The organism is Methylosinus sp. H3A (genome assembly GCF_015709455.1).
Lineage (GTDB): Bacteria > Pseudomonadota > Alphaproteobacteria > Rhizobiales > Beijerinckiaceae > Methylosinus.
This window is the reverse complement of the sequence record NZ_JADNQW010000005.1, coordinates 1,126,830-1,147,628: the sequence shown is the minus strand read 5'-3', so window position 1 is coordinate 1,147,628 and position 20,799 is coordinate 1,126,830. Positions and strand designations below refer to the sequence as shown.

22 protein-coding genes and 1 tRNA gene are annotated in these 20,799 nt (G+C 65.5%); 4 read left to right on the top strand and 19 right to left on the bottom strand.

Annotated elements, in window-relative coordinates; translation table 11 throughout:
- Position 1 precedes the first annotated feature (1 nt).
- A complete protein-coding gene (locus tag IY145_RS08445) occupies positions 2–904 on the bottom strand; it encodes a tetratricopeptide repeat protein (protein WP_196407803.1) in 903 nt (300 codons plus the stop codon).
- The gene (locus tag IY145_RS08440) at positions 901–1,545 is read right to left on the bottom strand and encodes a thiamine phosphate synthase (RefSeq protein ID WP_196407802.1); all 645 of its coding nucleotides are present in this window, start codon (positions 1,543–1,545) and stop codon (positions 901–903) included. Before IY145_RS08440 ends, IY145_RS08445 begins: the two co-directional genes overlap by 4 nt.
- A gap of 139 nt (positions 1,546–1,684) precedes the next feature.
- Here IY145_RS08440 and IY145_RS08435 point away from each other — a divergent pair, with 139 nt between their 5' ends.
- A complete protein-coding gene (locus IY145_RS08435) occupies positions 1,685–2,371 on the top strand; it encodes a response regulator (RefSeq protein WP_196407801.1) in 687 nt (228 codons plus the stop codon).
- Positions 2,372–2,381: 10 nt separating this feature from the next.
- Here the strand turns inward: IY145_RS08435 and IY145_RS08430 are convergent, their stop codons facing one another.
- The 3 genes from IY145_RS08430 to IY145_RS08420 form a co-directional block, all read right to left on the bottom strand.
- A complete protein-coding gene (locus tag IY145_RS08430; RefSeq protein WP_196407800.1) occupies positions 2,382–2,645 on the bottom strand; it encodes a hypothetical protein in 264 nt (87 codons plus the stop codon).
- Positions 2,646–2,759: 114 nt separating this feature from the next.
- Positions 2,760–3,071 carry a hypothetical protein gene (locus tag IY145_RS08425; protein WP_196407799.1) on the bottom strand — a complete coding sequence of 104 codons (312 nt, stop codon included), beginning with the start codon at positions 3,069–3,071 and terminating at the stop codon, positions 2,760–2,762.
- Between the two features lie 180 nt (positions 3,072–3,251).
- A complete protein-coding gene (locus tag IY145_RS08420) occupies positions 3,252–4,685 on the bottom strand; it encodes a Do family serine endopeptidase (RefSeq protein WP_196407798.1) in 1,434 nt (477 codons plus the stop codon).
- Positions 4,686–4,921: 236 nt separating this feature from the next.
- Here IY145_RS08420 and IY145_RS08415 point away from each other — a divergent pair, with 236 nt between their 5' ends.
- A complete protein-coding gene (locus IY145_RS08415; RefSeq protein ID WP_196407797.1) occupies positions 4,922–6,691 on the top strand; it encodes an ATP-binding cassette domain-containing protein in 1,770 nt (589 codons plus the stop codon).
- A 12-nt stretch (positions 6,692–6,703) separates the two neighbouring features.
- Here the strand turns inward: IY145_RS08415 and IY145_RS08410 are convergent, their stop codons facing one another.
- The 10 genes from IY145_RS08410 to cydP all read right to left on the bottom strand — a co-directional run bounded on the left by IY145_RS08410 (position 6,704) and on the right by cydP (position 13,795).
- Positions 6,704–7,378: a spermidine synthase gene (locus tag IY145_RS08410; protein WP_196407796.1), complete on the bottom strand. Its 675-nt coding sequence runs from the start codon at positions 7,376–7,378 to the stop codon at positions 6,704–6,706.
- Complete coding sequence (locus IY145_RS08405; RefSeq protein ID WP_196407795.1) at positions 7,375–7,782, bottom strand: DUF4260 domain-containing protein; 408 nt, start codon at positions 7,780–7,782, stop codon at positions 7,375–7,377. The genes IY145_RS08410 and IY145_RS08405 overlap by 4 nt, the downstream gene beginning before the upstream one ends.
- Before the next feature lie 4 nt (positions 7,783–7,786).
- A complete protein-coding gene (gene rplQ / locus IY145_RS08400) occupies positions 7,787–8,203 on the bottom strand; it encodes a 50S ribosomal protein L17 (protein ID WP_196407794.1) in 417 nt (138 codons plus the stop codon).
- Positions 8,204–8,358: 155 nt separating this feature from the next.
- Entirely contained in the window at positions 8,359–9,378 is a 1,020-nt protein-coding gene (locus IY145_RS08395) for a DNA-directed RNA polymerase subunit alpha (protein WP_196407793.1), read from the bottom strand.
- A gap of 88 nt (positions 9,379–9,466) precedes the next feature.
- Positions 9,467–9,856 (bottom strand): 30S ribosomal protein S11, encoded by a 390-nt coding sequence (gene rpsK, locus IY145_RS08390; protein WP_018267194.1) that lies wholly within the window; start codon positions 9,854–9,856, stop codon positions 9,467–9,469.
- A gap of 126 nt (positions 9,857–9,982) precedes the next feature.
- Positions 9,983–10,351 (bottom strand): 30S ribosomal protein S13, encoded by a 369-nt coding sequence (rpsM, locus tag IY145_RS08385; protein WP_196407792.1) that lies wholly within the window; start codon positions 10,349–10,351, stop codon positions 9,983–9,985.
- Positions 10,352–10,549: 198 nt separating this feature from the next.
- Positions 10,550–10,651 carry a cytochrome bd-I oxidase subunit CydX gene (cydX, locus tag IY145_RS08380; protein WP_196407791.1) on the bottom strand — a complete coding sequence of 34 codons (102 nt, stop codon included), beginning with the start codon at positions 10,649–10,651 and terminating at the stop codon, positions 10,550–10,552.
- 55 nt (positions 10,652–10,706) lie between these two features.
- Entirely contained in the window at positions 10,707–11,846 is a 1,140-nt protein-coding gene (gene cydB, locus IY145_RS08375) for a cytochrome d ubiquinol oxidase subunit II (protein WP_196407790.1), read from the bottom strand.
- A gap of 180 nt (positions 11,847–12,026) precedes the next feature.
- Positions 12,027–13,589 carry a cytochrome ubiquinol oxidase subunit I gene (locus IY145_RS08370; RefSeq protein WP_196410460.1) on the bottom strand — a complete coding sequence of 521 codons (1,563 nt, stop codon included), beginning with the start codon at positions 13,587–13,589 and terminating at the stop codon, positions 12,027–12,029.
- A 20-nt stretch (positions 13,590–13,609) separates the two neighbouring features.
- Positions 13,610–13,795: a cytochrome oxidase putative small subunit CydP gene (gene cydP / locus IY145_RS08365; protein WP_196407789.1), complete on the bottom strand. Its 186-nt coding sequence runs from the start codon at positions 13,793–13,795 to the stop codon at positions 13,610–13,612.
- A gap of 310 nt (positions 13,796–14,105) precedes the next feature.
- Here cydP and IY145_RS08360 point away from each other — a divergent pair.
- Positions 14,106–14,182, top strand: a tRNA-Asp gene (locus tag IY145_RS08360).
- A 69-nt stretch (positions 14,183–14,251) separates the two neighbouring features.
- On the opposite strand, the gene IY145_RS08355 is transcribed toward IY145_RS08360, so the two are convergent.
- The 3 genes from IY145_RS08355 to IY145_RS08345 are packed head-to-tail and all read right to left on the bottom strand — an operon-like array spanning position 14,252 to position 17,570.
- Positions 14,252–15,106, bottom strand: coding sequence for an alpha/beta fold hydrolase (locus IY145_RS08355; RefSeq protein ID WP_196407788.1), 855 nt, complete (start codon positions 15,104–15,106; stop codon positions 14,252–14,254).
- Between the two features lie 4 nt (positions 15,107–15,110).
- Positions 15,111–16,262 carry an acyl-CoA desaturase gene (locus IY145_RS08350; protein WP_196407787.1) on the bottom strand — a complete coding sequence of 384 codons (1,152 nt, stop codon included), beginning with the start codon at positions 16,260–16,262 and terminating at the stop codon, positions 15,111–15,113.
- A gap of 30 nt (positions 16,263–16,292) precedes the next feature.
- The gene (locus IY145_RS08345; protein WP_196407786.1) at positions 16,293–17,570 is read right to left on the bottom strand and encodes a class I SAM-dependent methyltransferase; all 1,278 of its coding nucleotides are present in this window, start codon (positions 17,568–17,570) and stop codon (positions 16,293–16,295) included.
- A gap of 402 nt (positions 17,571–17,972) precedes the next feature.
- Here IY145_RS08345 and IY145_RS08340 point away from each other — a divergent pair, with 402 nt between their 5' ends.
- Complete coding sequence (locus IY145_RS08340; protein WP_196407785.1) at positions 17,973–18,899, top strand: alpha/beta fold hydrolase; 927 nt, start codon at positions 17,973–17,975, stop codon at positions 18,897–18,899.
- A gap of 28 nt (positions 18,900–18,927) precedes the next feature.
- Here the strand turns inward: IY145_RS08340 and IY145_RS08335 are convergent, their stop codons facing one another.
- Positions 18,928–20,751, bottom strand: a complete 1,824-nt coding sequence (locus tag IY145_RS08335) for a patatin-like phospholipase family protein (protein WP_196407784.1) — start codon at positions 20,749–20,751, stop codon at positions 18,928–18,930.
- Between the last annotated feature and the right edge of the window lie 48 nt (positions 20,752–20,799).

The window sequence follows — 20,799 nt, the reverse complement described above, 5'->3', positions numbered from 1 at the left end:
CCTATTTCGCAGCCGCTGGAGGAAGGGGCGTCGCCGGCTTTTCCGCCGACGGGATCGTCGCCGCGAGCAGCGCGTCGAGCTTGTCGTCGATGAGACCGGAGGCCTTGGCGCGGCTGTTCCAGAGCATGGCCTCGGAATGATTCTTCTCGACGCCGAGCCCTTCGGCCAGCAGTCGCGCCAGCCGGTTCTGCGCCACGACATTGCCGGCCGCGGCCGCCCGCCTGAGCAGCTCGACCGCATGGGTCCGGTCGCGGGCGACGCCGGCGCCGTTGAACTCCATAATGGCGAATTCGACCATGGCCGCCGTATGGCCGGCCTCGGCGGCCTTGCGGAGCCATTTCGCCGCCTCGGCCGGATCGGCGGCGACGCCGCGGCCGTTCTTGTAGAGCAGCGCCAGCGCATAGGCGGCGTCGGAATTCTCGAGCGTCGCGGCGCGCCGGAAATAGGCGATGGCCCGGGCGAAATCGGGCTCCGTGCCGTCATTCTCGAGCGCCGCCTCGCCGAGCAGCTCGAGCGCCGCCGGATGCTCCTGCGCCTTCTCGAGATAGGCGCGGGCGAGCGCGTGATCCTTCAGCGTGTCGCGGCCGGTGAGCGCCGCCGCGCCGAAGAAATAGGCCGCGTCCCGGCCGCCGGCGTCGGCGGCGCGGCGGAACCATTGCATCGCCTTGGCCCGGTCGGGCGCGACGCCCTGCCCGTCGAGATAGAGCCGGCCGATCAAGGTCAGAGCGGCGGCGTCCTTCGGGTTGGAGGCGAGGCGCTTCTCGGCCTCGCCTCTGGCGGCGACATAATCGCCGCGCTGATAGGCGCCGAAGGCGAGATCGGCCGCCGGCGCTGTCGGCTCGGCGGCGACGGCCGCGCCGGCGAGCAGGCAGAGCGCGAGCGCGAGGCGAAGCCGCGTCGTCATCGCGCCGCCTCCGCCGCGAGCCGCGCGGCGTCGCGAACGGCCTCCGCGGGGCCGCGCGGATCGTCCCAGACCGCCTCGGCCAGAAGGACGAATTCGGCGCCCGCCGCCGAGAGCGGGCCGATTTCCGCGAGGCTGCGCGCTAAGGCGACGCATGGCGTGTTGAAAATCTCCGCCCACCAGGCGACGCGCTCCGCGGTCCAATCGAGCGTAAGCGGCTCACCCTCTTCGCCGATATCGCCGAAGAGGAGATAATCCGCGCCCGCCTCGCCGGCGCGCATCGCCTCGTCGCGCGTGGCGAGGCCGCCGACGCCGACGATGAAATCCGGCGAAAGCCGTTTTATCGCCGCGGCGAGGCGCTTGTCGTCGAAGGCGAGATGCAGCCCGTCCGCGCCGCAGCGCGAGACGAGCTCCGGCTCGCCCTCGATCAGCAGAGCGACGCCGGCGGGCTGGGCTATGCCGGCGACGGCGCGGATGGCGCGCTCGGTCGCCTGCGGCGGCATAGTCTCGAGGCGCAACAGCAGGCTGGCGACCTCGGCGGCCGCGAGCGCGGCCGCGAGGCGCGGCAGAAAGTCCTCCACCTCGGCGAGGCGCGGCGTCGCGAGATAGAGGCGGGCGAAATCTTCGGGCGGATCTTCCGACATGGGCTCTTCTTCTACGATTCGGCGGCGGCCGATTCAATTCGGCGCGAATCCGCGCCGTTGTATGGCGCCGCGAAGCGGATTATGCGACTGCGCAGGCGGAACGGCATGAGCGGCGGAATTGCATGAGCGGCGGAACGACATGAGCGGCCCTCGCATATTGATCGTCGACGACGAGCCGCAAATGCTGCGCGTGCTGCGGCCGGCGCTGGCGGCGAGCGGCTATGAGACGCTGGAGGCCGCGACCGGACGCGAGGCGCTGAAGGCGATCGCCGCCCGAGCGCCGGACGCGGTTCTGCTCGATCTCGGCCTGCCGGATATGGACGGCAAGGAGGTTCTCCGCCAGGCGCGCGCCTTCTCGCAGGCGCCGATCATCATTCTCTCGGCGCGCGAGCGCGAGGCCGAGAAGATCGCCGCGCTCGACGCCGGCGCCGACGACTATGTGGAAAAACCCTTTTCGATCGGGGAATTGCTGGCGCGGCTGCGCGCGGCGCTCCGCCATGGGGCGCGGACCGCGGCCGAGGCGAGCGAGATAGAGAGCGGCGGGCTGCGCGTCGATCTTGCGCGGCGGCTGGTGACGAAGAAGGGCGTGGCCGTGAAGCTGACGCCCAAGGAATATGAGCTCTTGGCGACGCTCGCGCGTCACGCGGATCGTCTGCTCACCCATCGCCAGATTCTGACGGCGGTCTGGGGGCCGGCGCATGGCGAGGACACGCAATATTTGCGGGTCTTCATCGGCCAGCTGCGCGGCAAGATCGAGGAGGACGCCTCGGCGCCCGCGATCATTCTGACGGAGCCTGGGGTCGGCTATCGTTTCGTGCGGCTGTGACGGCGTGCGCTCAGCGCGCCTTGTGGCAGACGATCCGAATCGCCTGTCCCTTGGCGAGACCCTCGCTGGACTCGACCGGGACGAAGCGGCAGCGGTCCTGCGCATGTTCGGCGACGGCGAAAACGGCCGGCTCGGCGACAGGCGCGGCGCTGCGCGACAGCAAGGCCTTGCCGCCCGCGAGAGCGACGGTCGCGCCCAGAATGACGAAGGCGATCTTGACCGCGGAAGCGGTCTCGACGGGGCGCGAGGCGAATTCGGAAACGGCGAATGTCATTGGTCTCTTCCTTTGAAGCTCGTGTCGTGGGCGTCGCGCCCTCTCGAATGATGCGAGTCTTAAGGGAGGGCCGCCCTTGCGTTTGTGCGCGAGGGCACAGAGGGAGCCGGCGGATCAATAGGCCTTGCGGCAGACCCAGCGGGTGACCTGGCCGCGCACGCCGTAACCCTCGTCGATCTCGACGTCGACGCGGCGGCAGACGCTCTGCGCGGCTTCGGCGCCGGCGAAAGTCGCGGGCTCGGCGACGGCGACGACGGCCTCTGTCGGGGCGAGGGGGGCGGCGACGCTCTGCGCCGTGAATCCCGTGGCCATGACGGCCTTGGCGCCGGCGAGCGCGACAGTCGCGCCGAGAATGACGAAGGCGATCTTCAGAGCGGAAGTGGTCTGAACGGGACGCGAAGCGAATTCCGAAACGGCGAATGTCATTGTCTCTACTCCCCCAGCGTCGCGGGCTTCGCGCCCGGCGAACGATGCTGTTTTTAGGGGAGCGACGTGCGCGTGTTTGTGCTTAGGCGCACAGGGGAGGAGGCGCTTCATCGAGGGTTCGCGTAACATTTTGCCGCCCCCTCTCCCGCGCGAGCGGGGGAGGGTGAGGGAGGGGGCAGCTTACCCACCGACCACAGTGGTGATCACCTGTCCTTCGCGGGCCAGCGTGATCTTCCAATAATAATGGCGGTTGACCGTCGCTCGCTCGAGGTCGCGCGTCGTGGCGATCTTCTCGTCATTCACCGCGAGGATCACATCGCCCTTGTGCAGATTGAGCTGCGCGGCGACCGATTCGAGGTCGATCTCCGCCACGACGACGCCATTGACCGCGCCTTGCACGGAGAATTCCTCGAGCACGGCGGGCGAAATATTGACGACTGTGGCGCCGGCGAAAGGCGAGGGGCCTTTCACTTTCACCGCGTCGCGCGCCGGCGTTTCCGGAGCGGCCGAGAGCTTCAAAGGCACGGCGATCGTCTTGCCGGAGCGCAGCACGCCGAGCGTCGCCTGACCGCCGAGCGGCCTGGTGGCGAGGCGATAGCCGACCGCTTCCGGATCGTCGGCCGATTGGCCGTCGACGGTGACGATCACGTCGCCGCGTTTCAGCCCCGCCTCGAGCGCCGGGCCCTTGGGATAGAGATCGGCGATGAGCGCGCCGGCCGGGCGCTCGAGCCCCAGGCCGTCGGAAATCTCTTTGGAGAGGTTCTGCAGCGTCGCGCCGAGCCAGGGACGTTTGACCTGCTTGCCGCCGCCCTTGGCCGCCGCCACGACGATCTTGACCATATTCACGGGGATCGCGAAGCCGATGCCGACCGAGCCGCCCGATTTGGAGAAGATCGCCGAATTGATGCCGACGACGCGCCCGGTCATATCCACGAGCGGCCCGCCGGAATTGCCGGGATTGATGGAGGCGTCGGTCTGGATGAAGAAGCCGTAATCGGAAATGCCGACCTGCGTGCGCGCCAGCGCCGAGACGATGCCCTGCGTCACCGTCTGCCCGACGCCGAAGGGATTGCCGATGGCCAGCGCGAGATCGCCGACCTCGAGCGCGTCGGAATCGCCGAGCTCCATCGTCGGATAATTGGCGGGCTCGGTCAGCTTCAGAACGGCGAGATCGGTGCGCGGATCGCGCAGCAGGATTTTCGCCGGTATCTCGCGCTTGTCCGCGAGCGAGACCTTCACATCGGTCATGCCCTCGATGACGTGATTATTGGTCACGACGAGGCCGCTCGGATCGACGATGACGCCGGAGCCCAGCGATTGCGCCGTGGGCCCGCGTGGGCCGCCGCCGCCCTCGCCGAAGAAGCGGCGGAAGATCGGATCGTCGAAGAAGGGATTGACCGGCCGTTGCTCGACGCGCGTCGCGAAGACATTGACCACGGCCGGCGTCGCCTTTTTGACGATTGGCGCGAAGGACAAGACGACATCGGCGCGCGATTGCGGCAGCGCCCGCTCGGCCGGGGGCGCGAGCGCGACCTGCGCGCGCGCGGCGGGCGCGGCGACGCCGAGCGCGAGAAGTGTGAGAGCCGCAATGAAATGGCGCCGAAGAAAAACCATCGATCATCCTCTCGGGGTGAGATTCGTTCCGGCATATTAGCCCGAAAAGCGACAGACTCGTGGAATTCGCATGATCGCGTAGGGGCGGACGAGGGGGCTGGCGCAGGACGCCGCCGGACGCACGAGATACTTGTGTATCTATAACTTCTCTATTACCGATCGAGTCCCGGTCGGGTCGGCCGGCGGATGAGTTCATTTGTTCTTTGTGCGGAGCCGAAGCGGCGAAAGGCTCACAAATGACGAAAAGCGTGGCGAAATTCATTCTGGAGACGGCCGGCGCGCGACTCGTGGGCCGCACATTCGCGGCAGGGGCGGTCGGGGCGGTCGGCGCGCTGTTCCAGGCCGGGGCGCCGCTGGCGCTCGGTCGCGCGGTCGATCTGTTCGGCCACGGCGACGCCAATGGCGCGACGATCGCGGTCTTCGTTTATGTCGGGCTGCTCGGCGCGGCGCGGCTGGCGCCGGCGATCGCGACGCCCTTCACAATGGCGGTCGAGCGCCGCCTCGTCCATGCGATCTCTCACAAGGTCTATGCACATGCGCTCGATTTGCCCTATGCCTATCATCTGACGCGCAGGACCGGCGAGCTTGGCCGCACGATCTCGGAAGGCGTCAACGCCTGCCGACATCTGCTCTCCATGGTCTTGGGCCTTCTGCCTATGGCTGTCGAGATCATCACGGCGGCAGGCGTCCTGCTGCATCTTTTCGACGCCGCCATGCTCGCCGCCTATTCGGCTTTCGTCGCGGTCTATGGCGTGACTTTCGCCCTGTCGATGAAAGGGCACAGGGAAACGGCGCGCCGGGCGTTCGAGCAGGATGGCAAGGCGTCCAACCTCTTCGTCGAAAGCCTGCTGAATTTCGAGAGCGTGAAGGCCTTTGTCGCCGAACGGGCGGTGATGACGCGGCTCGGCGAATTATTCGGCGAGGCGGAGCGGATATGGCTGCGTCATTTCTCGCAAGCCGCGAGAAATCAGATCGCATTGACGATCGTCTTCACCCTGTCCTTCGGCGCCATTTTCGGGCTCGCCGTGCTCCGGCTGCGGGATGGCGGTCAGGCGAGCGATCTGCTGATCGTCGCGCTCTATCTCGCCCAAGTCGTCCGGCCGATCGAGCATTTCACCGCCGTCTGGCGCGAGCTCATCCGCAGCAGCGCGCAGGTCGAGCGCATGCTGGCCATTCTGTCGGAGAAGACCGAGACGCAGCTCGCGGGCGATGGCGCGGACCTTCCCGGCGAAGGGCCGCTGTCGTTGCGCGTCGAAGGCCTGTGGCATTCGCATCATCCGGATCATCCCACGCTGCGTGATGTGAGCTTCACATTGCCTCGCGGGGGGACGCTCGCCGTCGTCGGTCCGAGCGGCGGCGGCAAATCGACGCTCGTGCGGCTGCTTTTTCGCTTCCACGAGCCGGAACGCGGCGCGATCTTCGTCGACGGCGTCGCGATCGAGGCGCTCGACCTTCGCGCGCTGCGCGGCGTCCTCGCGCTGGTGCCGCAGGATTGCGTGCTGTTCAACGAGACGCTCATCGACAATATCCGCTTCGCGCGGCCGGAGGCGACGCGCGCGGAGATCGACGAGGCGATGCGCGCCGCGGGGCTGGACGAGGTCGTCGCGCGCCTTCCGCAGGGCGAGGCGACGATCGTCGGCGAGCGCGGCCTGCGACTCTCGGGCGGCGAGAAACAGCGCGTCGCCATCGCCCGCGCATTGTTGAAGCGTCCGCGTCTCCTCGTCCTCGACGAGGCGACCTCTTCGCTCGACACGCGCACGGAACGCCTCATTCAGGAGCGGATCGCGAGCGTCTCGGCGGGCGTGACCCGCTTCATCGTGGCGCATCGCCTGTCGACCGTCGTCGACGCGGACGAGATCATCGTGCTCGAGGACGGGGCGATCGTCGAGCGCGGCGCGCATGACGCTCTGCTCGCCGCGGATGGCTGCTATGCGCAAATGTGGGCCGCGCAGCGGCGCGAGGACGCCGAGGTCGCCGAGGTCGCCCTGGAGCCGGAGCCGGCCTGACGCGATCTGCGATTATCGAGCGTGCGCCAGATAGATGATGTGGCGGGGGTCGCCTTCGGCGCCGCGCGCGGCGACCTCTTCCGAGCGGAAGGAGAAGCGCGTCTCCTCGAGACGCTCCTCGAAGCGCGGCGAAGGGTCGGCCGACCAGACGGCGAGCACGCCCGCGGCGCCGAGCGCGCGCCGCATCTTGCGCAGGCCGCGCTCGGAGAAGAGCGCGGAATTAATGGCGCAGAGCACGGCCTCCGGCCCATTGTCTATGTCGAGGAGGATGACGTCATAGGCTCCCTCGGAGGCCTCCATCACAGCGGCGACATCGGCCTCGCGCAGCTCGACGCGGGAGTCCTCGAGCGGCCGGCCGGCGAGCGGCGCGAGCGGGCCCCGGTTCCAGGCGATGATCTCGGGCAGCAACTCCGCGACGGTGACGCGCGCGTCTTTCGGCGCAACGTCCAGCGCGGCGCGAAGGGTGAAGCCCATGCCGAGGCCGCCGATCAATATGCGCGGCGCCGCGGCGCTCGTCTGCGCGAGGGCGAGCCGCGCCAGCGCCTCCTCGGAGCGATGGGCGCGATTGGACATGAGATCATAGCCGTTGCAGCGGATTTCGAAGATTCCGCCGCGATGGCGCAGTAGCAGCTCGTCGCCGGCGGCGGTGCGCGCGCGGGCGAGCTCCACCCAGGGCTCGACGATCACGTCGCCGCATCCGGCGGACGGCCGACGCGGCCGAGATGGGTGTCGCCGAAGGCGGTTCCATATTTCAGGCCGAAGCCGAGCATTCGGTCGAAGCCGATATGCGAAAGATGGATGAGCGCGATGGAGATCATCAGCCCTTGGCCGAGATAGACCCCGGCGCCGAGCACGGCGAAGGGGATGATCGTCGTATGAGCGGTATTATAGGCGATCGCGCCGATGCGCGGGCCGGCGAGATAGAAGGCCATCGACAGATCGGGGAAGAGGAAGAGCCAGGCCAAGAGGCGCCAATCCGCGCCGAGGCCGAAATAAGCGAAAAGGGCGGCCGCCGTCAGCGCCGCCCCCTCGAGCCTCAATAGGATTTTCGGCCAACCGAGAACGCTTCCGCTCGCGGGGCCGGAGAGCATCGGCTTACGCCGCCTCTTCCGCCGCTGTCTGGACGGGGCCCGAATCCTGGCCCTTGGCGTCCACGTCGCGGTCGACGAATTCGATGACGGCGAGCGGGGCGTTGTCGCCATAGCGGAAGCCCGCCTTCAGCACGCGCGTGTAGCCGCCATTGCGCTCCTTATAGCGCGGGCCGAGCACGTCGAAGAGCTTTCTGACGAGATCGACGTCTCTCAGGCGGGAGATGGCCTGACGGCGCGCATGCAGATCGCCGCGCTTGCCGAGCGTCACCAGCTTCTCGACCACAGGGCGAAGATCCTTCGCCTTGGGGAGGGTGGTGACGATCTGCTCATGCTTGATGAGCGCCTGGGCGAGATTGGCGAACATCGCTTTGCGATGCTCGTGGGTGCGGCCGAAGCGGCGCTTCTTGTTACGATGATACATTGTGGCGGTCTCCGTTTTTCTGCGGCCGCCGTGCCAAGGAACGGCCGTCTCTGCTCATGCTCTCTCGATTTTGGGAGAGAGACTGGTGAGTGCCCTCATCCGCCGCGCATTCGCGCGGCTCCTTCTCCCGCGAGCGGGAGAAGGAGAGTGGCGCCTCAATAATGCTCTTCGAATCTCTTGGCGAGATCGTCGATGTTCTCCGGCGGCCAGCCGGGCACTTCCATGCCGAGGTGCAGGCCCATTTGCGCCAGCACTTCCTTGATCTCGTTCAAGGACTTGCGGCCGAAGTTCGGCGTGCGGAGCATCTCCGCCTCCGACTTCTGGATGAGGTCGCCGATGTAGACGATATTGTCGTTCTTCAGGCAGTTGGCCGAGCGCACCGAGAGCTCGAGCTCGTCCACCTTCTTCAGCAGCGCCGGGTTGAAGGCGAGCTGCGGGATCGACGGAGCCGCCTCCTCGCGGCGCGGCTCCTCGAAATTCACGAAGACCGAGAGTTGGTCTTGCAGAATGCGCGCCGCATAGGCGAGCGAATCCTCCGGCGAGATCGCGCCATTGGTCTCGATCGTCAGCGTCAGCTTGTCCTTGTCGAGCTCCTGGCCCTCGCGGGTGTTCTCGACGCGATAGCTCACCTTCTTGACCGGGGAGTAGAGGCTGTCGATCGGGATGAGGCCGATCGGCGCGTCCTCGGCGCGGTTGCGGTCGGCCGGGACATAGCCCTTGCCGGTCGCGATGGTGAATTCGACGCGGAACTCGGCGCCCTCGTCCAGCGTGCAGATGACGAGATCGGGATTGAGGATCTGCAGATCGCCGGAAGTCTGGATGTCGCCCGCCGTGACGGGACCCGGACCCAGCTTCTTCAGCGTCAGCCGCTTCACGCCCTCGCCGGCGTATTTGATCGCGATGTCCTTGATGTTGAGGACGATGTCGGTCACGTCCTCACGCACGCCGGGGATCGACGAGAATTCGTGCAGCACGCCGTCGATGTGGATGGAGGTGATCGCCGCGCCCTGCAGGGAGGAGAGCAGGATGCGACGCAGCGCATTGCCGAGCGTCAGGCCGAAGCCGCGCTCGAGCGGCGAAGCCACGGCGACGGCGATGCGGCGCGGATCGTCGCCCGCCGTCACCTCGAGCTTGCTGGGCTTGATGAGTTCCTGCCAGTTCTTCTGGATGCTCACTGTGGCGCCTTTCCTTCAGCTCTCGGCCGGGTTCCGCGCCGCCCGGCGCGAGACCCCGTCGCAATTCGTCCCGATGAAATAGGTCTCGTCAGACGCGGCGGCGCTTGCGCGGGCGGCAGCCATTGTGCGGAATGGGCGTCACGTCGCGAATCGAGGTCACGGTGAAGCCCGCAGCCTGCAGCGCGCGCAGCGCCGATTCTCGGCCGGAGCCCGGCCCGGAGACCTCGACCTCGAGGGTTCGCACGCCATGCTCGCCCGCCTTGCGGGCCGCGTCCTCGGCGGCCATCTGCGCGGCGTAGGGCGTCGATTTGCGCGAGCCTTTGAAGCCCATCGTGCCCGCCGACGACCAGGACACGGTGTTGCCCTGCGCGTCGGTGATGGTGATCATCGTGTTGTTGAACGTCGAATTCACATGCGCGACGCCGGAAACGATGTTCTTGCGCTCCCTGCGGCGAACGCGGGTGGTCTCTTTGGCCATTGTCTCTTTCTCGTCCTTCGGACGCGCCCGTAATGCCGGGCGCTAGGGCTCGATGAGGGTGGAAGCGCTCGTCGCTCCCTGCCCAGGTGATCGTCGCGAAGAGCTTCGCGACACGTAAGCCGAAGCTTACTTCTTCTTGCCGGCGATCGGCTTCGCCTTGCCCTTGCGGGTGCGGGCGTTGGTGTGGGTGCGCTGGCCGTGGACGGGAAGCTGGCGGCGATGGCGCAGGCCGCGATAGCAGCCGAGGTCCATCAGGCGCTTGATGTTGATCGCCACCTCGCGGCGAAGGTCGCCTTCGACCAGATAGTCGCGGTCGATCGTCTCGCGGATCTGCAGCACTTCGGCGTCGGTCAGCTGGGCGACTCGGCGCTCCGGCGGGATGTTCACCTTCTCCACGATCTCCTGAGCGTTCTTCGCTCCGATTCCGTGGATATATTGCAGGGCGATCACGACGCGCTTGTTGGTCGGAATGTTGACGCCGGCTATACGGGCCATCTTCTCGTCTCTCCATTTGGGGCGAACGAGCGTTCGCCGCTGCTTACGCCCGCGTCCGGTGGAGGCCGGCCCATGCGGGCTTTTTATACGACGACGGCTCCGTTCCCGCTGAGGAACGGAGCGCGTTGCCGAAGTGGTGAAGTTGGGGTTCCTAGGCGAAAGCCGTCGACCCGTCAAGGCGCCCATGCCGGCGGTCGATCACTTTTCCTCGCTATATTCCTCGAGCTCCAGCCACATCGCGTTGATGACGCCGAAAGCGCAGGCGAGGCCGACGCCGAGAATCCAGGAAAAATACCACATGCCGGTCTCCTTCGCTCGATAGGGGAAATTGCGCGCTCGATAAGGGAAATTGCGGTCAGTAGGGAAAATTGTCCTTGTCGGCGACGCCGGTCTCCGTCACGGGCCCGCGCAGCACATTGTAGACCCAGGCCGTATAGGCGAGCACGATGGGCAGGAAGACGATGACCGCCGCCAGCATCAACGTCAATGTGCGCTGGCTCGAGGAGGCGTCCCAAAGTGTGAGGCTGTGATTGGGATCGGCCGAGGAGGGCAGCAGGAAGGGAAACAGCGTGAAGCCCGCCGTGGCGACGACGCCGGCCGTCGCGAGGCTGGAGCCGATGAAAGCGACGAGGGGCGCCGAGAAGGCGAGGGCCAGCACGGCGACCAGAACGCCGAAATAGGCGGCGGCGGGCGCGGCCAGCGTCCAGGGCCGCGCCTCATAGGCCGCCCGCCAGGCGCCCGCCTCGCGCGCGACGGTCTTGGCCAGGGGATTGGACGGGCCGGCGGGATCGACCGCGCTGGTCAGCACATAGCCGTCGATATTCTCCGATCCCCAATAGCCCGCATAGGTGAAGGCGGCGAGAAGCACGATGGCCGCCAGCCAGCCCGCGAGCTTGGCGCGAAAGGCGACTGGGCCCTCCGTCTTGCCGGCGAGCCAGGTCGCTCCCTGCAGCGTGATCATGGCGAGGCTGACGACGCCGACGAGCAGAGCGAAGGGGCTGAGCAGGCCGAAGAGATTGCCCTCATAGACGACGTCGAGCCGATCGTCGAAGCGGAAGGGCGCCCCGAGCAGCACATTGCCGAAGGCGACGCCGAAGAGGAGCGCGGGGACGAGTCCGGAGACGAAGAAAATCCAGTCCCAGGCGCGCCGCCAGTCGAGCGCCTCGAGCTTGCTGCGATAGGTGATCGCGACCGGCCGCAGAATGAGGCCGAGCAGCACGAGGAACATCGCCAGATAGAAGCCGGAGAAGGAGACGGCGTAGAGAGCCGGAAAAGCGGCGAAGATCGCGCCGCCGCCGAGGATCAGCCAGACCTGATTGCCTTCCCACACCGGGCCGATGGCGTTGAGCGTCTGCCGGCGCTCGGCGTCGTTGCGGGCGACGAAGGGATGCAGCACCGCTGCGCCGAGATCGAAGCCGTCCAATATCGCAAATCCGATGAGCAGCGTTCCGAGCAGGGCCCACCAGACGAGCCGCAATATGCCGTAGTCGATCATGTCGGGTATCTCCTCGATGAGGAAGACGATCAGAAACTTGCGCGCCCCACCTCCCCCTCGAGGGGGAGGTCGACCGCCGAAGGCGGGCGGGAGGGGGTGACATCCCCAGTCTCGGGGGATCACCCACCCCGGCCTGCTTTGCAGGCCGACCCTCCCCCTGAAGGGGAGGGTGGAAGCGCGTCACGCGATTTGGAACGGCCGTTCCGGCGCCTCGCGCGGGAAGGTTTCGATCTCCGGGCCGAGCCGGACATATTTGACGATGAGCCAGACGTCGACGATCGCCAGCGCGCTGTAGAACAGCACGAATCCGCCGAGGCTGAGCAGAACGTTATAGGCCGGCACATTGGAGGCGCCGAGGAAGGTCGGCAGCACGCTGTCGATGATCCAGGGCTGGCGGCCGTATTCGGCGACGATCCAGCCGAGCTCGGCCGCGATCCAGGGCAGCGGCAGGCTGTAGAAGGCGAGCTTCAGCAGCCAGGGATTTTCCCTGAGGCGCCGTCGGCTGGCGACGAAGAAGGCCGCGCCGAACAGGAAGATGAAATAAAAGCCCAGCGCCACCATGATGCGGAACGCCCAGAACAGCACCGGCACATTGGGGATGGTGGTGAGCGCCGCCTCATGGACCTGCTGGTCGGTGGCGTTTTCTATGTCGGGCCTGAACCGCTTCAAGAGCAGCGAATGGCCGAGATCGCGAAAGGCGGGCTCGAGCTCCGCGGGGATGGGCGCATTCGGCCCGTCGGGACGCGCGGCCAGCCATTCATAGGCGGGCATGCCGGCGCGGATTCGTGTCTCCGATTTTTCGACCAGCGATTTTATGCCCTCGACCGGCGTGTCGAGCGAGCGCGTCGCGATGAGGCCGAGGACGAAAGGAACCTCGAGCTTGAAATGCGTCGTCTGCTCCTTCACGTCCGGAATTCCGAAGACGGTGAAGGAGGCCGGCGGCGGCTCCGTCTCCCACATCGCTTCTATCGCGGCGATCTTCATTTTCTGGTTGAAGCTCGCCGTATAGCCGCTCTCGTCGCCGAGCACGACGACGGAGAGCGCCGAGGCGAGGCCGAAGCTCGCCGCCACATTGGCGGAGCGCCGTGCGATCTCGCGATGCTCGCGCTTGAAGAGCAGATAATAGGCCGAGATGGAGAGCACGAACATCGCGCCGGTCACATAGCCGGCGCTGACCGTATGCACGAATTTCGACTGCGCGACGGGGTTGAAGAAAACCTCGGTGAAGGAGGTGAGCTCCATCCGCAGCGTCTGCGGATTGAGCTGCGCGCCGACCGGATTGAGCATCCAGCTATTGGCGATGAGAATCCACAGCGCCGAGAAATTGGCGCCGAGCGCGACGAGCCAGGTGACGGTGAGATGCGCGACCTTGCTCAGCCGGTTCCAGCCGAAGAAGAACAGGCCGACGAAAGAGGCCTCGAGAAAAAAGGCCATCAGCCCTTCTATCGCGAGCGGCGCGCCGAAAATATCGCCGACATAATGGGAGTAGTAGGACCAGTTGGTTCCGAACTGGAACTCCATGGTGATGCCGGTGGCGACGCCCATCGCGAAGTTGATGCCGAACAGCACGCCCCAGAATTTGACCGCGTCGCGCCAAATGGTGCGGCCGGTCATCACGAAGACGCTCTCCATTATGGCGAGGATGAGCGAGAGGCCGAGAGTCAGCGGCACGAAGAGGAAGTGATAGAGGGCGGTCAGCGCGAATTGCAGTCTTGAAAGCGTCACCACGTCGAGTTCGAACATCATGCGCTCCTGAAAGAGAATCAGCCCCGGTCCCGCGCAAAGAGCTTTTCCGCGACGGCGGCCGGCGAAATCTGCGGCCGCTTGGAGGCGTCGAAGCACAGGAAGTAGAGGAGGGCGAGGGCCACGGTTTTGAGAGCGAGGGCGACGGCGATCTCTCGCCAGAGCCGCGACTGAGAGGTTTCTGGCGTCGTCGGAATGGCCGACATGAGCTTTCCCCCGCCCGAAGCGCCGGGCCTGCGGGCACACTAGCCCCTAACGGCTTCGGCTTCATGACCGAGAAAGTCCTGACAACCCGTACGGATTCTCTGCAGTCCTCGGTCTTGCTATCAGGAGCACGGAGCTGGGCCGATTCGGAAGGCCCGAACCGCCGCTGCGCGGTTTTGCCGCCGCCGCCGGCGAGCGGGAAAGCCGCGGCGAGCGAGGCTCGGCCAAGTTTCTGGCCAAGTTTCTTGACTTTGGCCGGCGTCTGCCTTATTCGGCGCCTCTCGCTAGCGCGATGCGTTGCGCAGTGCTCGCGGGGGAGTAGCTCAGTTGGTTAGAGCGCCGGCCTGTCACGCCGGAGGTCGCGGGTTCGAGCCCCGTCTCTCTCGCCAGATAAATCAATCGCTTGGCCAGCGTGCCCGGGCGGCGGAGCGAGAACTACCTTCGTCCACGCGCGCCGTTCAGCTCTCCATCAACCAGCGCGCGCAATCGTCCCAATAGGGGCGGCCGGGGTCGCGGAAAAAACCGAAATGCCCGATCGCTTTCGCCTCGGGGCGAATCGCCATGGGCTCGATACTCGCGCGCCGGTAGCGGTGCATCAGCGCGTCGACGGCCGGCTTCGGCGCCATCCAATCGTCCTCGATCGTCAAGGCGCGAATCGATCCGGTGAAGTCGTCGAAACATCCCGGAAATGGCCGCCCCGCAGCGTCGACGAAATAGTCGGGGTTGCGGCACCAGCGCGCCCATTCGAGCGCAGCGTCCTTCGGCAGGTTTTCGCCGAGCCCGAGGCGCGCCGCCGGAAAATAGCCGAGCACGGCGGCCGGTATCGGGAGCAGCGCGTTCCAGAACAGCCAGAGCGCGTATTTGCGCGGCGCCGGCCACAGCCGCCAATCGCCGATCTGCGCGCTGATCGCCAGCATGGCGCGAATATGATGATTATTCTCGGCGAGCCCGACCAATTGGCCGCCCACGCTATGGGCGACGACGCGCAAGGGCGCATCGGGCGCGAGCGTGAGCGCGTGATCCAGAGCGCCGGCGAGATCCTGCTCGCCCCAGGCGCGCAGGCCGCCGCGCGGCGTTCCGAATTTGCGCGAGGCGCCGACGCCGCGATAGTCGAAGGTGAGAACCTCGGCGCCGCGCGCGGCGAGAAAGCGCGCCAGGCGCTCATAGAATTTCTGCTTCACCGCGATCGCGCCGGCGATGACGACGACGGGCCCTTCGCCGCGCGGTGACGAAAACAGCATCGCCGCGAGAGACGCTCCGTCTCTCGCGGCGATGGTCACCGAACGCGCATTGCCGTCGCCGGCGTGGTTCATGCTCTCATGCTTTCCCCATCGCCGTCTCGACCGTCGGCTCGGCGAGCGGCGCCTCGGCTTCGCGGCGAATTCTGCTCTGTTGCTGATAATGAGCGGCAAGCGGCAGGTTTTCAACCGCGGGGAACTCCTCCTCGATCTTCTTCGGCTTGAAGAGGGTGACGACGGATTTCCAGGTGGCGATTCCCCAGCCCTGCGAGCGATAGGGATAGCCGTGCTCCTCGCAGAACCGGCGCAGCATGGGCGCGAGTTGCGGATAGTGACGCGGGCTGATCCAGGGGAAGAGGTGATGCTCGATCTGGAAATCGACGCCGCCGCACAGCAGGCGGCCGATCGGCCCCGTCTCGAAATTCACCGCGGTCGCCGTCTGCAGCATCAGATAATTGTCGCGCGTCGCGTCCTTCGTCACCTGGATCGCCTCCTCCGGATAATGCGCCGGAGCGAAGAGGGCGAACATGACATAGGACATCATGAACATTTGCACGACGAAGAAGGTCGCGACATTGGCGAAGCCGAATATTGCGATCGGGATGACGATCCACACGATCCAATGCGCGATCATGCAGGCGAGATCGATCCAGCTCTGACGGTTGCGGCGCTCATCGTCCTTCAGCTCGCGGATGAGGAAGCGCCAGCCCTTGAAGGCGACGCCGAAAGAATTGCCGAGCAGCACGATGGGGAAGAAATAGCCCTGATGCTCGAACCACCATCGGGTGAGGCCGGAGGCGTTCTTCAAATCGCGGTCGTTGAGCGTGAACACCGGCGCCAGATCGGCGTCGTCGTCCACGCCGATGACGTTCGGATTGGGATGATGCACGACGACATGCTTATGGCGCCAATAATTTCCCGACACTCCGAGGAAGAAGGGAAAGTCGAAATACATGATGAAGTCATTGACCCAGGGCGTGTTGCTGATCGCATGATGCGAGGCGGTGTGGCCATTGGTCGACATGCCCATGCAGCCATAGGCGACGAGGATCATGCCGATCGCCTTGACGATGAGCATGTCCGAGACGATGACGAGCGTGACGCCCGTCGCCGTCAAGGCGATGAACAGCAGCCATTCCGCGATGCCGATGGCCGTCAGCTTGCGGCCGTATCCTGCGCGACGGACCTGCTCCCGCAGGCGCGCGAAATCCTGATTTGCTTCCTTCGACATATGCACCCCCGATAAAAACGAAATCGCGTGTCAGACGCGCTGCAGCCGGTACGGCGCGTGATAATCCTTGGTGAAGAGGAGCTGATAGAGCGCCTGGTCTCCCGCCATCGCAGAAGCGACGCCGCAGCTGAGGTAGTATTCCCACATGCGCTTGAAGACCGTGTCGTAGCGCACAGGATCGAGCGTTCCGCTATTGGCGCGGAAAGCCTCCAGCCAGCGGCGCAGAGTCACGGCGTAATGACGCGCCATATTCTCGACGTCGAGAATGGCGAGGCAATTCTTCTCGAGCTCCGTCGTCATGGCGGAGAGCTTCGGCGTGTCGGAGCCGGGGAAGACATATTTCTGAATGAAGGGGTCATGGCGATTGATCGCCGTGTTGCAGCCGATGACATGCACGAGGCCGCGTCCCGTCGGCGCGAGCAGACGCTCGATGGCGCCGAAATAGGCCGAATAATCTTTGGCGCGCACATGCTCGAGCATGCCGACGCTGACGATGCGGTCGAAGGAGCCTTCGATCTCGCGATAATCGCCGAGGATGAAGCGGACACGATCGGAGACGCCATATTTCGCGGCGTTTTCCTGCGCGCGCGCATGATGCGCGACGCTATTGGTGACGCCGACGCCGCGCGCGCCGAAGTTCAGCGCCGCATGGATCAGCATGCCGCCCTTGCCGCAGCCTATGTCGAGCAGCGACTGGCCCGGCTCGATCTCGAGCTTCTGGCAAATGCGATCCAGCTTGCGTTGCTGCAAGAGATCGGCGTCGTCGTCCTGCGAATGCGCGTAGCCGCAGGAATAGACCTGATAGCGGTCGAGCAGAAAAGCGTCGAACACGTCTTCGCCAATGTCGTAATGGCGACGAACATTGGTCGCCGGGCTCATGAGACGATTGCTCGCGAGCATGCCGGCGTAGCGGAAGAGGAAGCTCCAATCGGAGCGCAGCTTCTTATGCAGGCCGGCGCGGCACAGCATTGTGAGGCAATCGACGAGGCGGCCGTCCTCGACCTCGAAATCCTGCGCCATGAACGCTTCGCCCATGCCCAGATTGCCGAAGGCGAGCACGCGGCTGAAGAAGTCGTCGCGCAGCACGCGCAGCACGATCGGCGCTTCGTCGCTGGCGCCGAAGCGATGATCGACGCCATCGTGGCGCACGATCAGAGTTCCGCGATGGAGATGACGCGACAGCATTTCGAAGAAAGCGTCTTTCGGCCGGCGCGCTCCGAAGATGGGCGCGATCGAGATCGACCCGCGCGAAGTTTTCGCGTCGAAAGCATGAGCGGCGTGTTCCGGCATGAATCGCGTATCCGTCATTCTGACTCTCCAATCGATGTTGCGCGCTTCCAAAAGAATTTCCGCGCTGGCTTGCGCCGGAAACGACACGCGAAACCTTTCGCGCACCCGCGCAATTTGCGCTGCGCCCTTGATCTTCATGCTGTTCGCCTTGCTGCGCGGAGACGCTGCACGACAACACTGTGACAATATTTGTCACATTATTTCCGCATGTTGACAAGCTGCTCAGCTTGCGCTCGCCGCCCTTCCGTCGCTTCTTGCAAACGACGACCGGCTCGAGCCTGTCCCAATGTGTTAGTGACTGGCGGGATCGAACGATGTGCGCCGACACACAAGGCGCGTCGATGGGCCCGCTCTATAGAAATCTGGCGCGACGCGATCGCTCCGCGCATCGATTTCAAAGGGCGGCGAGGAGACCGAGGGATGGACGCAATCGAAATGTCGCGCTGGTTGTGGGCGGATCGGCGCGCGCGCGCCGCTCGCAGCGAGGCGGGCCCGAAGTTGAATGGCGCGAAGGGCGAATTCATCGAGACGCGCGGCGCGACGCTACGCACATTGATCGTGGAAAAAAAGAATGGCGCGAGCGACAAGACGCTGGTGATCGTGCCCGACCCGCCGAATGTGATCGAACAATATCTGCCGATCATCGATGAAATGTCGAACCACGCTCGGGTCGTTTGCGTCGAGACGCCGGGTTTCGGCCAATCCTTCGTCAAATCGGGCTTTCGCTTCGACGTCGCGAGCTATTGCGAGGTCTTCGACGAATTCTTCGCCCGGCTCGACATTCGGGACGCCGTGCTGGACATGGCCTGCCTCGGCGGCTTCGCCGGCGTCGCCTTTTCCGCGGCGCGGCCGGATCGCGTGCGCCATCTCATGCTGCAACAGACAGTGTCGATCTCGCAGGCTCAGAAATGGGCGGCGGGGACGGATCGCATGAATTTGATTCGACGGCCCTATGTCGGGCAGATTTTCATGCGCGCCCTCGATCATGTGGTGACGCGCCATTGGTACAAGGTCGCCATGCCGCCGGCGACCTCGGCGATCGCGCCGAAGCTCGCCGAAGAAGCGATCGCGGGCCTCGATCGCGGCGGCTGCTTTTGCCTCTGCAACGCCTATCAGGCCTTGATGGCGACGCCCGAAAAGCCCTATGCCGCGAGTCCGCGCAAGGTGACGATCGTCTGGGGCGACAGCGATCCGACGCATAATCTCGTGCAGACGATCGGCGATTCGATGAAGCGTTTTCTGCCGGAGGCGGAATTCGTCGTCTTCGAGAACTGCGGACATTTTCCGATGTTGGAAAATCCGCAGCGCTATCTGCCGATGCTGCGCGCCGCGCTGGACGCGGCGTGAGACGTCGGCGGGCTTCTCGGAGCGGCGATCAGCTCGGCTGCGACAGGCGGCGCATCTCGGCGAGCGCCGGATTTCCTTCCGCCTCCAGCCGGGCGATCGTCTCCAAGCCCCATTTATAGGAAAATTCGGCGACTTCGCGGTGCTTGTCCCAGGTCATGAAGCTCGCGCCGGGACATACGGGCGGCTGCACGGTGAGGTCGAACTCGGCCGCGACATTCGGCTTCTCGCGAATGTTGCTGAACACGGCCTGTTGAATGACGCTCGCGAGGGATGGGCAATCGGGCAGAGGCTTGCGGCGCAGCGGATTGAAGATCGCTGCGAGCAATTCATTGCGGCCGGGGAGATCGCGATAGTCGAAATCATAGAGCCGCGGATCGGAGTTTCTGAGATCGACGGTCACATTGGGGCCGTTCTTCAATCCGTGCATGGGCGCGATCGGCGCATTGTCGGAGACGGCGCCGTCGACGAGCATATGGCCGTCCTCGTCGAAGAAGGGCGGCAGCACGCCGGGAATGGCGCAGGAGGCGCGCACCGCTTGCCATGTCGGGCCGGAGCGAATGACGCGCATCGTATAGGTGGAGAGATCGGTCGCTATGGCGAAGCTCGGCCGCCAGAGATCTTCGAAAGCGATGGAGCCGTAGGACTTCGCCAGCGTCGCCTCCAGAATCGTATGGTCGAGCAGCCCGAATTTCGGCAGGGTGAGGCGCTTCAACGCCGCGTTCTGCACGAAAATCTCGTGAATGGCGGCTTCCACCTCCTCCGGGCTCTTCAATTGCGCGAAGGCCACCGCCATTCCGGAGCCGATGCTGCTGCCGCCGAAAATATCGAAGACGACGCCGGCCTCCTGAAAAGCCTTGACGATCCCGATATGGGCGAGGCCGAGCGCGCCGCCGGCGCCGGCGACGAAGCCGATCGCCTGGCCGGTGAGAAAGCGAGCCAGACAATCGTAATCCGCGCCGGAGTCCAAGGCGACGTGATGCAACATGAAGACGTCGCGCTCGCGCAGCCAGGGCGCCGAAGGATCGGCGTCCTGCGGCCGATGCGGACAGAGCTTGACGATGCGCCGGCGACTCGCGGGAAGCAGCGTGAAGGCGAAATTCTCGATCGGATTGAGCGCCTGCGACCCGCCATTCACGGCCATGAGCAGAAGATCGGCCGAATGCAGGACGGCGCGGGTCCATTCGTTCAATTCGCCGTCGGCGACGCAGACGACGAAATCATTCTCCTGCTCCAGCTCGCCGAGCCAATCCGCGACGGCGTAGCGATCGAAATCGCCGCTGGGGAAATGAGCGCGCGCATCGGCGGAGGAGCGCAGGCTGCCGCGCGCGCGCGCATCGATCGCGCGCAGCAGCCGCGGGCCGAAACCTTCCGGAATGGCTCCGCTGCCCGCGGCGATCAGCGCGATCACGCGCACGCGGCTGCTCTGGCGGAAGTTGCGCCGCGTGATCTCGCCGAGGCGGGCGAGACGTTTGGCCAGCGAGCGCGTGACGGCGCGCTGCATATCGGGGAAACGCGCGACGAGCGCGTCGAATTGCGGCCGATCGATCTCCAGCACCTCGGAATCGCGCATGGCGATCACATTGGTGCTGCGCGGCTCGCCGGTGAAGAAGCCCATTTCGCCGATGAGCTGGTCTTTGCCGATCTCGGCGACGATCTCGCCATCGCCGGCGTTGGTCACGCCGAACTGGCCGAAATTGACGATATAGAGCGTCTCCGACGGCGCGCCTTGCTCGATCAGCGCTTCGCCGCGCGCGATTCGGCGAATCTGCACGCAGGCCTTGATCTTGTTCCGATCTTCGTCGTCGAGATCCTGCCAGAAGCTCTGATCTTCGGGTGCGAGCGTCTTCGCCATGGAAATGCGTTGGCCCTGATGCGGTTCGTCGCGCCATGCCGCGCGACC

What these genes read in the sequence shown, in the direction of transcription:
- IY145_RS08445 (WP_196407803.1), bottom strand. Translation starts at nt 904, where the DNA reads ATGACGACGCGGCTTCGCCTCGCGCTCGCGCTCTGCCTGCTCGCCGGC.
- IY145_RS08440 (WP_196407802.1), bottom strand. Translation starts at nt 1,545, where the DNA reads ATGTCGGAAGATCCGCCCGAAGATTTCGCCCGCCTCTATCTCGCGACG.
- IY145_RS08435 (WP_196407801.1), top strand. Translation starts at nt 1,685, where the DNA reads ATGAGCGGCCCTCGCATATTGATCGTCGACGACGAGCCGCAAATGCTG.
- IY145_RS08430 (WP_196407800.1), bottom strand. Translation starts at nt 2,645, where the DNA reads ATGACATTCGCCGTTTCCGAATTCGCCTCGCGCCCCGTCGAGACCGCT.
- IY145_RS08425 (WP_196407799.1), bottom strand. Translation starts at nt 3,071, where the DNA reads ATGACATTCGCCGTTTCGGAATTCGCTTCGCGTCCCGTTCAGACCACT.
- IY145_RS08420 (WP_196407798.1), bottom strand. Translation starts at nt 4,685, where the DNA reads ATGGTTTTTCTTCGGCGCCATTTCATTGCGGCTCTCACACTTCTCGCG.
- IY145_RS08415 (WP_196407797.1), top strand. Translation starts at nt 4,922, where the DNA reads ATGACGAAAAGCGTGGCGAAATTCATTCTGGAGACGGCCGGCGCGCGA.
- IY145_RS08405 (WP_196407795.1), bottom strand. Translation starts at nt 7,782, where the DNA reads ATGCTCTCCGGCCCCGCGAGCGGAAGCGTTCTCGGTTGGCCGAAAATC.
- rplQ (WP_196407794.1), bottom strand. Translation starts at nt 8,203, where the DNA reads ATGTATCATCGTAACAAGAAGCGCCGCTTCGGCCGCACCCACGAGCAT.
- rpsK (WP_018267194.1), bottom strand. Translation starts at nt 9,856, where the DNA reads ATGGCCAAAGAGACCACCCGCGTTCGCCGCAGGGAGCGCAAGAACATC.
- rpsM (WP_196407792.1), bottom strand. Translation starts at nt 10,351, where the DNA reads ATGGCCCGTATAGCCGGCGTCAACATTCCGACCAACAAGCGCGTCGTG.
- cydX (WP_196407791.1), bottom strand. Translation starts at nt 10,651, where the DNA reads ATGTGGTATTTTTCCTGGATTCTCGGCGTCGGCCTCGCCTGCGCTTTC.
- cydB (WP_196407790.1), bottom strand. Translation starts at nt 11,846, where the DNA reads ATGATCGACTACGGCATATTGCGGCTCGTCTGGTGGGCCCTGCTCGGA.
- IY145_RS08370 (WP_196410460.1), bottom strand. Translation starts at nt 13,589, where the DNA reads ATGTTCGAACTCGACGTGGTGACGCTTTCAAGACTGCAATTCGCGCTG.
- cydP (WP_196407789.1), bottom strand. Translation starts at nt 13,795, where the DNA reads ATGTCGGCCATTCCGACGACGCCAGAAACCTCTCAGTCGCGGCTCTGG.
- IY145_RS08355 (WP_196407788.1), bottom strand. Translation starts at nt 15,106, where the DNA reads ATGAACCACGCCGGCGACGGCAATGCGCGTTCGGTGACCATCGCCGCG.
- IY145_RS08350 (WP_196407787.1), bottom strand. Translation starts at nt 16,262, where the DNA reads ATGTCGAAGGAAGCAAATCAGGATTTCGCGCGCCTGCGGGAGCAGGTC.
- IY145_RS08345 (WP_196407786.1), bottom strand. Translation starts at nt 17,570, where the DNA reads ATGACGGATACGCGATTCATGCCGGAACACGCCGCTCATGCTTTCGAC.
- IY145_RS08340 (WP_196407785.1), top strand. Translation starts at nt 17,973, where the DNA reads ATGGACGCAATCGAAATGTCGCGCTGGTTGTGGGCGGATCGGCGCGCG.
- IY145_RS08335 (WP_196407784.1), bottom strand. Translation starts at nt 20,751, where the DNA reads ATGGCGAAGACGCTCGCACCCGAAGATCAGAGCTTCTGGCAGGATCTC.